Annotated in this window: 17 protein-coding genes; 11 read left to right on the forward strand and 6 right to left on the reverse strand. The window is 33.9% G+C overall.

What is annotated here, in order from left to right; all coding sequences use genetic code 11:
- The gene (locus tag ACLHDE_RS07425) at positions 1 to 684 is read left to right on the forward strand and encodes a hypothetical protein (RefSeq protein WP_415395790.1); all 684 of its coding nucleotides are present in this window, start codon (positions 1 to 3) and stop codon (positions 682 to 684) included.
- Positions 685 to 687: 3 nt separating this feature from the next.
- Here the strand turns inward: ACLHDE_RS07425 and ACLHDE_RS07430 are convergent, their stop codons facing one another.
- The 3 genes from ACLHDE_RS07430 to hemL are packed head-to-tail and all read right to left on the reverse strand — an operon-like array spanning position 688 to position 2,864.
- Complete coding sequence (locus ACLHDE_RS07430) at positions 688 to 1,203, reverse strand: hypothetical protein (protein ID WP_415395791.1); 516 nt, start codon at positions 1,201 to 1,203, stop codon at positions 688 to 690.
- Complete coding sequence (locus tag ACLHDE_RS07435) at positions 1,187 to 1,579, reverse strand: AtpZ/AtpI family protein (RefSeq protein ID WP_415395792.1); 393 nt, start codon at positions 1,577 to 1,579, stop codon at positions 1,187 to 1,189. Before ACLHDE_RS07435 ends, ACLHDE_RS07430 begins: the two co-directional genes overlap by 17 nt.
- Positions 1,572 to 2,864, reverse strand: coding sequence for a glutamate-1-semialdehyde 2,1-aminomutase (hemL, locus tag ACLHDE_RS07440; protein ID WP_415395793.1), 1,293 nt, complete (start codon positions 2,862 to 2,864; stop codon positions 1,572 to 1,574). The genes ACLHDE_RS07435 and hemL overlap by 8 nt, the downstream gene beginning before the upstream one ends.
- A 131-nt stretch (positions 2,865 to 2,995) precedes the next feature.
- Here hemL and ACLHDE_RS07445 point away from each other — a divergent pair, with 131 nt between their 5' ends.
- Together ACLHDE_RS07445 and ACLHDE_RS07450 are read left to right on the forward strand one after the other, a co-directional pair.
- Complete coding sequence (locus ACLHDE_RS07445; RefSeq protein WP_415395794.1) at positions 2,996 to 3,877, forward strand: hypothetical protein; 882 nt, start codon at positions 2,996 to 2,998, stop codon at positions 3,875 to 3,877.
- A gap of 101 nt (positions 3,878 to 3,978) precedes the next feature.
- On the forward strand, positions 3,979 to 5,172 hold the full coding sequence (locus ACLHDE_RS07450) for an OprD family outer membrane porin (RefSeq protein WP_415395795.1): 1,194 nt from the start codon (positions 3,979 to 3,981) through the stop codon (positions 5,170 to 5,172).
- Here ACLHDE_RS07450 and ACLHDE_RS07455 read toward each other — a convergent pair.
- From ACLHDE_RS07455 to ACLHDE_RS07465, 3 genes are read right to left on the reverse strand one after another with little or no spacing between them, the layout of a single operon-like run.
- Positions 5,156 to 5,773: a fumarylacetoacetate hydrolase family protein gene (locus tag ACLHDE_RS07455; RefSeq protein WP_415395796.1), complete on the reverse strand. Its 618-nt coding sequence runs from the start codon at positions 5,771 to 5,773 to the stop codon at positions 5,156 to 5,158. The two genes, ACLHDE_RS07450 and ACLHDE_RS07455, sit on opposite strands and share 17 nt — an antisense overlap.
- A 10-nt stretch (positions 5,774 to 5,783) precedes the next feature.
- Positions 5,784 to 6,701 carry an HpcH/HpaI aldolase/citrate lyase family protein gene (locus ACLHDE_RS07460; protein WP_415395797.1) on the reverse strand — a complete coding sequence of 306 codons (918 nt, stop codon included), beginning with the start codon at positions 6,699 to 6,701 and terminating at the stop codon, positions 5,784 to 5,786.
- Positions 6,691 to 7,035, reverse strand: a complete 345-nt coding sequence (locus tag ACLHDE_RS07465) for a c-type cytochrome (RefSeq protein WP_415395798.1) — start codon at positions 7,033 to 7,035, stop codon at positions 6,691 to 6,693. Before ACLHDE_RS07465 ends, ACLHDE_RS07460 begins: the two co-directional genes overlap by 11 nt.
- A 169-nt stretch (positions 7,036 to 7,204) precedes the next feature.
- Here ACLHDE_RS07465 and folD point away from each other — a divergent pair, with 169 nt between their 5' ends.
- The 8 genes from folD to ACLHDE_RS07505 all read left to right on the forward strand — a co-directional run bounded on the left by folD (position 7,205) and on the right by ACLHDE_RS07505 (position 13,838).
- Complete coding sequence (gene folD, locus ACLHDE_RS07470) at positions 7,205 to 8,077, forward strand: bifunctional methylenetetrahydrofolate dehydrogenase/methenyltetrahydrofolate cyclohydrolase FolD (RefSeq protein WP_415395799.1); 873 nt, start codon at positions 7,205 to 7,207, stop codon at positions 8,075 to 8,077.
- The gene (gene lepB, locus ACLHDE_RS07475) at positions 8,077 to 8,886 is read left to right on the forward strand and encodes a signal peptidase I (protein WP_415395800.1); all 810 of its coding nucleotides are present in this window, start codon (positions 8,077 to 8,079) and stop codon (positions 8,884 to 8,886) included. The genes folD and lepB overlap by 1 nt, the downstream gene beginning before the upstream one ends.
- On the forward strand, positions 8,873 to 9,547 hold the full coding sequence (locus tag ACLHDE_RS07480; RefSeq protein ID WP_415395801.1) for a site-2 protease family protein: 675 nt from the start codon (positions 8,873 to 8,875) through the stop codon (positions 9,545 to 9,547). Before lepB ends, ACLHDE_RS07480 begins: the two co-directional genes overlap by 14 nt.
- A 16-nt stretch (positions 9,548 to 9,563) precedes the next feature.
- Entirely contained in the window at positions 9,564 to 10,001 is a 438-nt protein-coding gene (gene rpiB, locus ACLHDE_RS07485; RefSeq protein WP_415395802.1) for a ribose 5-phosphate isomerase B, read from the forward strand.
- 17 nt (positions 10,002 to 10,018) lie between these two features.
- Positions 10,019 to 10,351 carry a hypothetical protein gene (locus ACLHDE_RS07490; protein ID WP_415395803.1) on the forward strand — a complete coding sequence of 111 codons (333 nt, stop codon included), beginning with the start codon at positions 10,019 to 10,021 and terminating at the stop codon, positions 10,349 to 10,351.
- Positions 10,352 to 10,374: 23 nt separating this feature from the next.
- Entirely contained in the window at positions 10,375 to 10,923 is a 549-nt protein-coding gene (locus ACLHDE_RS07495; protein WP_415395804.1) for an adenine phosphoribosyltransferase, read from the forward strand.
- Positions 10,923 to 12,122, forward strand: coding sequence for a tryptophan synthase subunit beta (gene trpB, locus ACLHDE_RS07500; protein ID WP_415395805.1), 1,200 nt, complete (start codon positions 10,923 to 10,925; stop codon positions 12,120 to 12,122). The genes ACLHDE_RS07495 and trpB overlap by 1 nt, the downstream gene beginning before the upstream one ends.
- Positions 12,123 to 12,602: 480 nt before the next feature.
- Positions 12,603 to 13,838 (forward strand): IS110 family transposase, encoded by a 1,236-nt coding sequence (locus ACLHDE_RS07505; protein ID WP_415395806.1) that lies wholly within the window; start codon positions 12,603 to 12,605, stop codon positions 13,836 to 13,838.
- Positions 13,839 to 13,991: the final 153 nt, after the last annotated feature.

Below are 13,991 nucleotides of genomic sequence, written 5' to 3' on the forward strand. Positions count from 1 at the left end.
ATGACTTTTGAGCAACAGTGGCTTGAGTATGATTACAACCCTTTCATAACTTTTAGCTCTAATGGAAAGATTTTATCACTAAATGCTGAAGCCCAGTTTCTTTTAGGTGCTGCATCAGCAAGTGAACTTTTTGAACTTACTACAACTTACGCAAATGTATCTTTTGGTTTTAAAACAACTTTTCTAGAACTGGAGTTTGGTAGATACAAGTTTTTTGCTCTTACTGTTGGTTATGAAAACGAAGATGAGATAGGGATTAAACTCTATCAATCTCCATCATTTAAATTAAACAATCCAAAGCCTGTTGGTGAAATAACAAATGTTTATACACTTGTAGACCTATGTATATCAACAAACTCTATTAACTCTAATATAAAATATACAAAAGAGTTTGATCCAACTATTCCAGAGATTATCATCAATACAAACAAGTTCATAAAACTTCTTAATAAAATCTATGTTTGCTTTGAAGACAACGATACCGTAAATACTAAAATATTTTATAGGGTCGGAGAACATATAAAGTTTGAAAATAAAAAATACAGTATATTTTCTATTGAGATAAAAGCAGAAAATATTAATCAACAAAAAGCTGATGAACTAGAGGTTTTTGCATCTAGCACTAACTTCTATATTGATATACAAAAAAAGATAACTATCAATATACCAATGATAACTTCTTAAGAGCTATTTTTCGACAGAAAAAAGCTCTTTAGCACTCAATGAACCAACCACTATTCCAACAAGCAAAGATGGCAGATAAATAGCTATATCTAGTAGTTCATTATTTTTAAGAGCAACAAAACCCAAAACCAAAAATAGATATGGCACAAGTCTAAATAGTGATGAACTTCCTTTAGCCCCTTGTTTCATGCTCTCAAGGCTGAAAGTTTTTATTTTTTTCTTCTCTTCTTTTACAATAGCTTTTAGGTCTAACTCTTCTACAGGAGCATAGTTTATAGAATCTTCTTCATATAGTTCATGCGGATCTTCTATCTCATCTAAGATATCTCTCTTCTCTTCAACCATATCGGATGCAACTTGAGTGTTAATCATCTTTCTATAAGCGTAGGAGGAGCCTAAAATAATAAACAGACTGCTTAAAAATGCAATCTGTAAATTGATAAAAAAGCTAAATGATATTAACGAAGATGCTATTATCAAAAGTTCTACTATAGTGATAAGCTTAATACCTTTTTTCACCATAATCCTCATCATCATCTTCTTCTTCCAATTTCTTTTTAATAGCATATCTAGGCTCTTTAGCTAACTCTTCAAAAACTTTATACTGTTTTGAATAAGCTTTATAGACATTTAAAATTGCTCCCGCAATACCAATAGCAACACCAACCCAAAACAACCACCCTATTTCTGTTAGACTACGAAGAAGATAACCAATACCTACACCCATAGCAACAGCAACAACCATAGAGATTCCTAGAGAAAGACTATCAGCAGCCTCAATGATAGGTTTCACTCTAGGTTTATGATTTTCTTTTTTATCTAATCTATTTTTGATTTTTTCAAGAGAGTCATCTATGACCTCTTTGTTATCTTCGTCATTTACCTTGTTAGCCATTTGTAATTGCCTTTAGTACTTTTGCACTAGCTTTAATTGTATCTTCTATCATCTCATCAGTAATAGCTGTAGATATAAAACCTGTCTCATAAAGTGAACAAGCAAAATAAAAGCCTTCTTGAATCATTCCAGCGTGAAATTTAGCAAAAAGCTCAGCATCTGATCTGCAAGCATCTGCAAAGTTTTTAACCGGCTTTTTATTAAAGAAAAACCCAAACATACTTCCTCTTGTATCTATTTGCATCGTAATACCACAAGATGTAGCAGCTTCTTGCATACCCTCTACAAGTCTTTTAGCACGCACATTTAAAACATTCATAACCGGCGCATTTTTCTTTAGTTTACTAAGTGCAGCAAGTCCAGCTGCCATTGCAACAGGATTTCCGCTAAGCGTACCCGCTTGATAAACAGGTCCCTCAGGAGAAAGCATTGCCATTATCTCTGCACGTGCTCCAAATGCACCAACTGGCATACCGCCACCTATAACTTTACCAAGAGTAACAATGTCTGGAGTTGTGCCGGTAATAGACTCAGCACCATTTATAGATGCACGAAAACCACTCATAACTTCATCAAAAATCAGTAGAGTACCATTCTCATCACAAATCTTTCTTAGTTCAGCCAAGAATTCTTTATCTGCAGGAACAAGTCCCATATTCCCAGCGATAGGCTCTATGATTACACAAGCGATATCACTAGAATCTGCAAAACATTTTTTTACACTATCAATATCGTTATATGTAGCTAGTAGGGTATGCTTAGTAAAATCAGCTGGTACACCAGGAGAGCTTGGATTTCCAAAAGTTACAGCACCACTTCCTGCTTCAACTAAAAGAGAATCACTATGCCCATGATAACAACCGGTAAATTTAACAATATCATCACGGCCTGTAAAACCACGTGCTAGACGAATGGCACTCATAACCGCTTCTGTTCCACTACTTACAAATCTAATCTTATCAATTGAGTCAAACATAGATACAACAAGTTGTGCTAAATCTGTTTCAGCTTGCGTAGGAGCGCCAAAACTAAGTCCATGCTTTACAGCTTCGATGACAGCAGCTTCTATGCTTTCATCTCTATGACCAAAAAGAAGTGGTCCCCAACTCTGTACAAAATCAACATATTTGTTGCCATCAACATCCGTTAAATAAGCGCCCTTTCCCTCAGTAATAAACAGTGGAATTCCACCAACGCTTGAAAATGCTCTAACTGGAGAGTTAACTCCACCTGGGATTAAACTTTGTGCTTGTTCAAATGCTTTTAACGATGCTTGAGTACTCATTTAAATACCTTAAATAATTTTTTTTCTTATTATATCTAAAGATATATATTAGTTAGGCTAACCTTATGTTTCATTAATATATATTAGTTATAATCATCGAAATTATTTAAAATTAAAATAAACGGAACAATTTGAATAGATCTTCTTTTGCTTTATTTGTAGCACTTCTCATACATCTTCTCCTTGTGTTGATTTTTTGGTTACTTGGCACAATTTCTCCGGAGATAAAAAAACCTGCAAAACAAGAAGAGAAAAAGATTAAAATCTCACTAAAAGAAATGCCTAAAAAAGATAAAAAATCTGGAGATATAAAAAAGAAAATAGAACCTTCAACTATCGCTCCGCCTATGCCAAAAGGTTCTCAGCTAGAGAAGATAGTTAAACCACCTGTAAAATACGAACCAAAAAAACCAGTTAAAAAGCCAAAGTTGAATCCAACTGAGCCCGAACCAGTATCTAAAGCAGAGCCAAAAACAGAACCCTTATTGCAAAAACCATTTATAACATTAGCTCCGAAAAAAGATGTAAACACAACTGAGCAAGAGCCTAAAAAAGAGACTAAAAAGTCTCTAAACCCACTATATGCTATGTTGTCTCAAGATAAATCTTCCAAAGAAGAAGAGACTGAAGAAAAGAAAACATATAAAAGCAGTAGCATAAATCAAAACATTAAAGAGCTTTACGGTGATGAGTTTGGAAAACTTAGCCCTGGACAGCAAAAATATATCTTAGATAATCAAGAGATTATGAGAAGGATTACACAGCAAGTTCTTACTCGTGTAGCGAGAGTAAATCTTTCAAGAGATTTAAATGTAAACAGAAGTAACGTTATAGAGTTTTATCTGCATCCAAATGGAGATATGAGTGACTTTAAATTTTTAGAAAAAAGTGGTTATTATGTACTTGATGACACTACAAAAGAGACAATAGAATATGCCTACAGTAGATACCCACGACCTACAGAAAAAACTCTAGTCAGATACAATGTTTTTTATAATCTAGCAAGATACTAATACAATTATTTTAATTGGTGCTATAATTACCCTCGTAACACTATAGTTTTTTTTTAACTATTGGAAAAGCTTGGTTATTGCTCATTTATAAAGATTTAATTATGCCAAAATATAAGTCCACTCTATTACTTTCAATACTTACAACTTTTACTCTTGGAGCAGATTCAAAATTAAAAGAAGCATTTTTAAATGCTAATATTGATGCCCAGATAAAACTGTTTTACTATGACATTAGTAAAGAAACAGCACCTGATGCCTATGCTACATCACTTGGTGGATATCTAAAATATACTACAGACACAAAAAATCCACTCTTTGCATCTATAAGATTTCACACATCAAATCCTGTTGGGGATAGCTTAAACAAAGAGAATACTGCTCTTTTTAATAATGATAACAATGCCAAAGCTCTTACGACTATTAGTGAATCATTTCTTGCATATAGAACAAAAGATAGAGTTATGAAGCTTGGTAACTTTATGCTTAATACTCCAATGATGAATGATGACACAACCAGGATAGTTCCATGGAGTTATCAAGGCTTTGCATATACTGGGGAGAGCATAAAAGATATAGAGGTTCAACTTTACTACATCAGTTCTATTCGCTCATTTATATCAGATGCATACAAAAAAGAGAGTGCTAGTGGAGAGTTTGGAGATAACGGAATTAGTATGTTATCACTTCACTATACTGGAATAAATGGACTTAAAACTCAGGCATTTTACTACTATGCTCCAGAACTTTACTCCACCTTTGTTGCACAAGCTGATTATGAGATTTTTGTGGATAATAACGCTTTATTTTGTATAGGCGCTCAGTATTTCAACAGTGGTAATGGTGGAAAATATGCACTCAGAGAGAATGCCAATGGTGGAGATGATATCAATCTTTTAGCAATAAGGAGTTCAGTTGATGCAGAGAACTGGATGCTTTCTCTAAGTTACTCACAGAATTTTGGTCTTAGTGGCATAGTAAAAGGCTATGGTGGTTTAGCAAAAGTCTATACAACTTCTATGGTAGCAAATGGTCGTGGAAATTACAAACCTGAGACTTGGATGCTCAATGGTACTTACAATCTACCTTTAGGTTCACACCATAGTGAAGTAGCATTTACGCTTACAAACACTCAGGTAAATGACCCAAGAGGCGATGGTTTTAATGCTTACTATTTTCATTTTAAACATTACTTCACTAAAGAAGCTTCTATCCATCTAAGATATGAAAACTTAAACTATACAAATACCAAGAGTGATACCTCTTACTTTCGCGCAATCGCTAGTTACAAGTTTTAACTATCCACTCTTGCTCTACAAGTAATTCAGCACCACAAAATACTTTTCCAACAAAGGTGTCACCAACGCTATAGTTACTAACACCTTTGGGTGTACCACTCATAATAATGTCATTATCTTCTAAGGACATAAATGACTCTATCTCATTTAAAATATCTTGTGGTTTATGTATCATAAGATTATAGGTCGCTTCTTGAGTAAGCTTGTCATTTATATAAAGCACTAGACTAAGCTTTGTAATATCACCCTCAAAAGCTACAAACTCACTTATAACAGCAGAATTATCAAAGGCTTTTGCTCTCTCCCAAGGAAGACTTTTTGATTTTAAATATGATTGAACATTTGCCTTTGTAAGATCAAGTCCAAAACCGACACCTGCTATCTTTTTATCTCTGATTAAAAAGCATATCTCAGCTTCAAATCTTGTATCTTCACTAAAATAATACAACTCATCACTTATGGCAGAGTTTGGCTTGTTAAAAAGAACTATACTCTCAGGTGTCTCATTACCAAGCTCTTTGATATGCTCAACATAGTTTCTTCCCACACAGACTACTTTAGATGTAAAAACGTTTTGAGTGTTGTACCTTGTAATTTTCATGATTAACCCTTTAAATGTTTAAAAGTGCTAAAGCACCCTTATATATGGGTTCATCAATAAACCCATACTCTTCATCCACAAAACCTGTAACTCCGCTCTCTTTGTGCATCTCAAAGAGTTTAACTATGTCTTTTGCTCTTTGTATTTGAGCTTCATCATCAACAAACTTTTCATTTGCAAGTCGCACTTGGTCTGGAGAAATACAACCTTTTGCATTATAACCCATGCTCTTTTCAAGATCTAACCAAAGAGAAAACTCATCTAGATTTTTAAACTCTTGATAAACAAAAGAGACTGGCTTAACTCTCATAGCCTTACAAGTAATTAAAAAGTGAGAGAGCATGTATTTCATTGTTGGATTATTTAGATTTATAAGACTATGCGAAAGTTTCATATCTGCAAACAAATCTAAAATACCGAGATAAAAAGTAGTGACTCTAAGGTTACCTTTTAGTGTTGAGAGGTTATGCCAAGCTTCTGATGTCTCGATAGATAGATGCAACTCTATATCTTCATTTAAAAGAGCAAGAACATTATCTACTTCTTTTTTGTTTTTTATCTTTGGGACTCTAATAGCATCCGGCATAAACTGATTCAAGTAAGTAATCTCTTCATACCCGCCCTCATCAAGTGCATTTACACGTACTACAAGTTTTTTATCGCACTCTCTATGCTTGACTAAAAATATAGCACATAAAACAAGTGCGAAAGGCTTATCTTCTTTACTTACACCATCTTCAAGATTTAGCATTATACAATCAGCATCTAGGCTTTGTATCTTGCTAAGATGCTTGACATTATTACATGAAAGCATCAAAACAGAACGAAAATCATTTCTTTTATTTATAACTCTAAATGTTGGTTCTGCCATTGAATCTAAAGCTTTTAAATCTCTATTTAAATAGGCTTCTTCTATTTTACTTAGCATCTGATTTCTCTTTATTTTCTTGAAGATATAAATATAAAGCCTGAACTTCTTTGTTTGTTAAAAAGTATCTTGGCATTCCTTCTTTTGAATTATCTAATGCTCTATAAAAGGTATCAAAATCAAGACTATTTATAGCTGGTCCTTCAAAACTTTTTTTCTTTTTTTTATGTATATATCTAGCTACAAGCTTACCTTCACCTTTCTCTCCATGACAAAGATGACAGCCTATTCCTCTAGGATTTTTATAAAGTTGAGATGCATATTCAAGCGGAGTAATAAATGATGTAGCTCCAAACAAAAAATAAGGAAAAGTAAAAAGCAGAAAAAATCTCATAAGATGACCTTCTAAATATATGATGATATAATAACAAAAAAATAATTTATGAGCTTTAAACTAAACATCTAGTCCCTTTTTATCTATTGTAAATCTCTATATAGTACACCTAAAGCGCCATATTATTATTTGATGGGTATAATGATAAAAAAATATTTATGAGGTTTAAATGCAAATACTAGATGGTAAGGCACTCTCAAAAAAAATAGAAGAAAGAATTACACAAGAAGTTAAAGACTTAAAGTCAACATGTGGATGTACTCCCGGTTTAGCAGTTGTTCTAGTTGGTCAAGATCAGGCAAGTGCTACATATGTAAACATGAAAAAAAAAGCTTGCGATAAAGTTGGTTTCTACTCTATTACTCACGATATGCCAGAGACAATATCACAAGAAGCTATTGAAAAAACAATTATTATGATGAACAATGACTCAAATATCGACGGTATATTAATTCAACTTCCTTTGCCTAAACATATTGACACAACAAAACTTTTAGAACTTGTAGCTCCAGAGAAAGATGTTGATGGTTTTCACCCTTATAATGTTGGTCGTTTAGTTACAAATCTTGATGGTTTTGTTCCTTGTACTCCACTTGGAGTTATGGAACTATTACGTGAATATAAGATAGATGTAAAAGGTAAAAACTGTGTAGTTGTCGGTGCTTCAAATATAGTTGGAAAACCTATGGCTTCACTTCTTTTAAATGCAGATGCTACAGTTGAGATATGTCATATTTTTACAGATGATTTGAAAAAACACACTTTAAATGCAGATGTAGTTTTAGTTGGCGTTGGCATTATCAACCTTATAACTGCAGATATGGTTAAAGATGATGTTATCATTATAGATATTGGTGTAAGTAGAACTAAAGAGGGTAAACTTGTTGGTGATGTTGACTTTCTTAATGTAAGTAAAAAAAGTTCTTACATTACTCCAAGCCCTGGAGGTGTTGGTCCGATGACAATTGCCATGCTTCTTAGTAACACTCTTAAAGCTGCAAAAAACAACGCTGCTAAACTTTCCAAACAAAGTGAATCTTAATGAAAAAAATCATACACAAAGCTTATAAATTCTCTAACTCATGGACTGGAACTGTTGTCATAGTTCTTTTTGTTATATTTTTTATAGCTCAAGCTTTTAGAATTCCATCAGGCTCTATGAAAGACTCACTTCTTATAGGTGACCATCTATTTGCTAAAAAATTCGCTTACGGCATCTCTATGCCTCATATCCCTTTTCTTGAGATGTCTATTATGCCGTGGAGTGATAGACTTCGTTTAGTAGATGGTGATACTCCTGAACGTGGTGATATAGTTATCTTCAGATATCCTGGAAACACTAAACAACATTTTGTAAAAAGATGTGTTGCACTTCCTGGAGATGAATTATTTGTATCTGAGAAAAATTTATTCGTTCATCATAAAGAAGGTGATGAGTGGATAAAAGAGAACTTCAAAGATTTTGAAATCATAGTCTTTGCTGGAAAACTATGGGTTAAAAATCCTTATATGAAAGCTCATCCCGGTATTCACCATGATGAAAAAATCACAAACAACGGAAGATATCCGCTGCCACTCTTCTACTTTTCTCCTATAAAAGTGGATAAAGATAACTACTTTATGATGGGAGATAACAGAGATCACTCAAATGACAGTCGTTTTTGGGGTGCTGTTCCTTATGAAAACATCGAAGGAACTCCTTGGTTTATATACTTCTCAGTCAATGATGACTGGGAAATCAGATGGGACAGAATGGGGAAAACTCCCACAGACCTAGAGTCAGCTTGGAATCTTGATTTAGCTAGAGAAGAAAGAATTAAAAAAGATAAAGATGACCATGGAATCTATTGATTTACTAAAAATACTAGCAGCAGTACTTGCCCTAGCAGTAGCTATCATCGGTCATGAGATTATGCACGGATGGGTAGCATATATGTATGGAGACACAACTGCTAAAAATGCAGGAAGACTATCTATAAATCCACTTATCCATATTGATTTAGTAGGTACTATTATAGTTCCTGCAACTATGTACTTCTTACCTATGCTCTTAGGTGGAGAGAGTGGATTTTTATTTGGTTGGGCAAAACCTGTACCTATAAATACTGCTACAGTCATTAGAAGTGGTGGATACAACGCGGCTATGCAAGTTGACCTTGCAGGAATTGTCTACAACTTTACACTGGCTACTATAGCATCTATCGCTGTTGTTGCAATGGCTCAACCTACAACTGCTGATAGTTTGGTTTATGTCTTTGCATATTTATTTGTATTTCAGCTTCTAATCATAAATGTTGTTTTAGGAGTATTTAATTTACTTCCTATTCCTCAGTTTGACGGAGCGCACTTTTTAATGCATCTAGCTCTAAAGTATAGAGTAAATGAAGTTGCGGAGTTCTTTTACAAAAATGAAAGATACGGAATCATAGTGGTTTTAATCATACTTATGACACCACTAAAAACGTACCTGCTTTTAATGCCGGTACAAGCTATTTTACAGCTATTAACATAATTAATAAGGACAAATATTGAAGTTTTTTATCGCTACTGATCATGCGGGAATTGATTTAAAAGATTATACAGTTGAACTACTAAAAGAAAAGGGTCATGAGGTTATTGACTTAGGTCCTTTTTCAAAGACAAGAGTTGATTATCCTGACTACGCAGTTAAAGTAGCTGAGGCTGTTCTAGCAGATGCAAGTTCTCAGGGGATCCTTATCTGTGGTTCAGGTATAGGTATGAGTATAGCTGCAAATCGTTATACTGGTATTAGAGCAGCTCTTTGTCATGATGCTTACACGGCTATGGTTGCTCGAGGTCATAACGATGCAAACATTCTTTGTTTTGGCGAAAGAATTATTGGGAAAGGTGTAGCTGAGTCTATACTAGATTCTTGGATTGCCTCTGATTTTGATGGTGGAAGACACTCCGGTCGTGTTGAGAAAATAGAAGCGATAAACACATAAATTAAAGGAAAGAGCATATGTTTTGGGAATGGTCACTTTTAACAATATTATCAATTTTATCTGTTTATCTTTTTGTGAAGATGTATTACTTTAAAAGTATTACAAGCAAAGAACAAAGAGGTAATGACCTTATGAAGATAACTCTTCAAGAAGCAGAGATACTTATAAGAAAGTATCAAATACAACTCCAACGTGCACTTGGAAATGTTGATATCTTAAGTGAAGAGCTTACTAAACTTAGGAATGAACTAAAAGTTCTAAAACAAAGAAATACTAAACATAGACAAGAGACTGATCGACTAAATGGAAAAATCAAAGCACTAGAGGGTCGTATAGACGCTCTACTATAAAGAATAAAAGGAAGACATATATTATGACATTAAGTAAAACAGAAAGAAAAATTATTGAAGAGTCAATCAGAGATATTAAAGACTTTCCTAAGCCTGGAATAGTTTTTAAAGATATCACTACACTTTTAAACAACCAAGAAGCTTATGGTGTACTAATGAATCACCTATACCAAAGATATAAAGAATACAACCTTGACTACATAGCAGGCATAGATGCAAGAGGCTTTATATTCGGAGCAGCTCTTGCTCAGATGTTAGGTCTTGGTTTTGTTCCTATTAGAAAAAAAGGAAAACTTCCATATACAACTATCAGTGAGAAATATGCGCTAGAATATGGCGTAGATGAAGTTGAAGTTCACATAGATGCTTTTAGTGCTATCCCTAATGCAAAAGTTCTTATTATAGATGACTTAATTGCTACAGGCGGAACTGCAAACGCTGCTACTACACTTGTGAACCAAACAGGTGCTAAATGTGTTGAAGCTTGTTTTATCATCGGTCTTAGTTTCTTAGACGGCATAAAAACACTAGAAGAAAAAACTGATGTTTACTCTCTTATAGAGGTTAATTAATGTATATTCCTTCAGCTTCAAAATTCGATCCGGATGAAAATGGACATTTTGGCATCTTTGGTGGACGTTATGTTCCTGAAACGCTTATGCCTGCGCTTCTAGAACTAAAAAAAGAGTATGAAAAAATTCGTTTTGATGAAGATTTCTGGAAGGAAGTTGACTACTATTTGACAGACTATGTCGGTCGCCCTTCTCCACTTTACTACGCAGAGAATATCTCTAAAGAACTCGGTGCCAAAATCTACTTAAAACGTGAAGACCTTAACCATACAGGTGCTCACAAAATAAACAATGTTATAGCTCAAGGTCTTATGGCTAAAAGACTTGGATATAAAAAAATAATAGCTGAAACTGGGGCTGGACAACATGGTGTTGCAACTGCCACAATCTGTGCACTATTAGATTTAGAGTGCGAAGTGTTTATGGGTGCTAAAGATGTACAGCGTCAAGAGTTGAATGTATTTCGTATGAAACTTCTAGGTGCTAAAGTAAATGCTGTTGAGAGTGGTTCATGTACTTTAAAAGATGCTATGAACGAAGCTATCCGTCACTGGGTAACAAATGCTAGAGATACTTTTTACATTATCGGAACTGTTGCAGGTCCGCATCCATACCCAATGATGGTTAGAGACTTTCAGGCTATTATTGGTTATGAAGCCAGAGCACAGATACTAGAAAAAGAAAACAGACTGCCAGACCATGTTATAGCATGTATAGGTGGTGGCTCAAACGCTATAGGAATGTTCCAACACTTCCTAGAAGACGAGGAAGTTGAGTGTATCGGTATTGAAGCAGGTGGACTAGGACTAGACACAGATAAACATGGCTGTTCTTTGGAAAAAGGTCGCCCTGGTGTTTTACACGGTCAGATGAGTTACACACTTCAAGATGAAGATGGACAGATAATAGAAGCTCACTCTATCTCAGCCGGACTTGACTACCCTGGAATAGGACCAGAACACTCTTTTCACAATGACAATAAAACTGTAACATATGACAATGCAACGGACCAAGAAGCTCTAGACGCATTTGTATGGTTATCACAAAAAGAGGGAATCATTCCTGCTTTTGAGAGTGCTCACGCAGTAGCATATCTTAAAAAGATGAAAAATATAAAAGATAAACTTATCATTGTAAATCTATCAGGTCGCGGGGATAAAGATATGATTCAAGCTAAAGAGATACTACACTTCGATTAAATTTAATAGGACTCTTTGTCCTATTTAAAGTTTTTAACTATATAGATACTTATATATATGGAGATTAATTTTGATTACATTTAGGTTTATTGAAAACGAAAATATTCATTCCACTATTCCTCGTATAATTTCTTTTATGAGTAAGTAGTTCTTTTTTAAAGTTTTTTTGACTTTAAAGCAAAGAAGTATTACTCTTTTAAGATTGAAGTACTAACTTCAAATCTTGTAACTTTCACAGTTTATGACTAAAGATAAAACAACATTTTTTTCCTTATAGCAGGATATGAAAATATTTTATATCTACTGACTACATCATTAAGCCAGTTGGTGTCTTTAGTTGTTAATCACTTATTAAAAGCTGTTGGGGTAGCTGTTATTTTAGCACCTACAACACATAGATTAACGAGGCTGTGAATTCTAACAATTTAACTTTTGTTTTTTTGTTAGGCAACTTAAGATTACACGACAAGGATTATAGAGATGTATTACGTAGGAATAGATATTGCAAAGAGTTTTCATGTTGTTTCAGTTATCGATGATAGTGAAACTAAGGTTATTAACAAGCCTTTTAAAATCAACAATGATTTAAAAGGGTTTGAAAAATTACTTACTATTTTAGATAGTGTCACTTTAGATAAAGATGACTTTATTATCGGTATAGAAGCAACTGGTATTTATGGTGAAAACCTTTTAGAGTTTTTAAAGTCTAAGGGCTATAGTGTTAAACTACTCAATCCATTTCAAACCTCAAGGTATAGAGAACAAATAACTATGAAAAAAGTAAAAAATGACAACATAGACTCTTTAGTTATAGCACTCTTTTTAAAAGATGGCAAATACTCATCAGGTTATGTAACTGATGATGAGTATCAGAGCCTTAGAACACTCTATAGAAATCGTGCTTCTATTCAGTCTGATATGAAAGAGGTTAAGAAGAGAATCATTACTCAAATAACAGTTACATTTCCAGAGTTTGAGAGCTTCACAAATCCATTTACCATAAGTGGTCTAGCTCTGCTTGAAAAGTATCCAACAGCATATCACTATAAGCATAGTAGCGTTGATAGAATCATGAAGATATTTGCTCATATTCAAGGCAATAACTTCAATAAAGACAAAGCCCTAAGATTACTAGAACTCTCAAGAGAGTCTATCTATTCAGGTAAGGCTAAAGATGCAAGAGCAATAGCTATTAGAAGTACTATTAGGCTTTTAAAGATGTATCTTAGTGAGATAGATATTATTGAAGCTGAGATACTCTCTTTGCTTGATAAAAAAGGCATTAATAGTTCAACACTTGATGAGCTACCAGAGAGTAACACTCTTATTGATAACCTTAAAACCATACCTGGAGTAAGTGATAAAACTGTAGCTGCTGTTATTAGTGAATGTGGAGACCTGACGAGGTTTCCATCTATACCTAAGTTTATAGGATATCTTGGACTCTTTCCAACAGAAAATAGCTCTGGTAATTCTAAAAGTGTAGGTCACTTAAGTAAAAGAGGCTCTTCTTTGGTCAAGCATGCACTATATCTTAGTGCTGTAAGTTGTCTGATACATAACAAACAGATGAAGCAACTCTACGATACTAAAAGAAGTCAAGGCAAATCTAAAAAAGAGGGACTTGTTGCAGTTTCAAGAAAACTTGCAACTATCATATACTCTATTTTTAAATACAACACACCCTATAATCCAAATCGTGTATTTACAAATTAGTCATAAACAGTGATAAGTTAAAGATCACAAGTTAGTACTTAAATCATTCATAATAGCAATAATATTTAAAGCTATTACCGTACTAGTTGTTAACCAAAATAGAGACAAATATATAATTTACTCTATAGTTTGATTATCAAAACACTCTTTGCT

Origin of the sequence: Sulfurimonas iocasae (assembly GCF_047716755.1) — a bacterium.
Taxonomy (GTDB): domain Bacteria; phylum Campylobacterota; class Campylobacteria; order Campylobacterales; family Sulfurimonadaceae; genus Sulfurimonas.

Coding starts and splice junctions, on each gene's coding strand:
- ACLHDE_RS07425 (WP_415395790.1), top strand. CDS start 1: ATGACTTTTGAGCAACAGTGGCTTGAGTATGATTACAACCCTTTCATA.
- ACLHDE_RS07435 (WP_415395792.1), bottom strand. CDS start 1,579: ATGGCTAACAAGGTAAATGACGAAGATAACAAAGAGGTCATAGATGAC.
- hemL (WP_415395793.1), bottom strand. CDS start 2,864: ATGAGTACTCAAGCATCGTTAAAAGCATTTGAACAAGCACAAAGTTTA.
- ACLHDE_RS07450 (WP_415395795.1), top strand. CDS start 3,979: ATGCCAAAATATAAGTCCACTCTATTACTTTCAATACTTACAACTTTT.
- ACLHDE_RS07455 (WP_415395796.1), bottom strand. CDS start 5,773: ATGAAAATTACAAGGTACAACACTCAAAACGTTTTTACATCTAAAGTA.
- ACLHDE_RS07460 (WP_415395797.1), bottom strand. CDS start 6,701: ATGCTAAGTAAAATAGAAGAAGCCTATTTAAATAGAGATTTAAAAGCT.
- ACLHDE_RS07465 (WP_415395798.1), bottom strand. CDS start 7,035: ATGAGATTTTTTCTGCTTTTTACTTTTCCTTATTTTTTGTTTGGAGCT.
- folD (WP_415395799.1), top strand. CDS start 7,205: ATGCAAATACTAGATGGTAAGGCACTCTCAAAAAAAATAGAAGAAAGA.
- lepB (WP_415395800.1), top strand. CDS start 8,077: ATGAAAAAAATCATACACAAAGCTTATAAATTCTCTAACTCATGGACT.
- ACLHDE_RS07480 (WP_415395801.1), top strand. CDS start 8,873: ATGGAATCTATTGATTTACTAAAAATACTAGCAGCAGTACTTGCCCTA.
- ACLHDE_RS07490 (WP_415395803.1), top strand. CDS start 10,019: ATGTTTTGGGAATGGTCACTTTTAACAATATTATCAATTTTATCTGTT.
- ACLHDE_RS07495 (WP_415395804.1), top strand. CDS start 10,375: ATGACATTAAGTAAAACAGAAAGAAAAATTATTGAAGAGTCAATCAGA.
- trpB (WP_415395805.1), top strand. CDS start 10,923: ATGTATATTCCTTCAGCTTCAAAATTCGATCCGGATGAAAATGGACAT.
- ACLHDE_RS07505 (WP_415395806.1), top strand. CDS start 12,603: ATGTATTACGTAGGAATAGATATTGCAAAGAGTTTTCATGTTGTTTCA.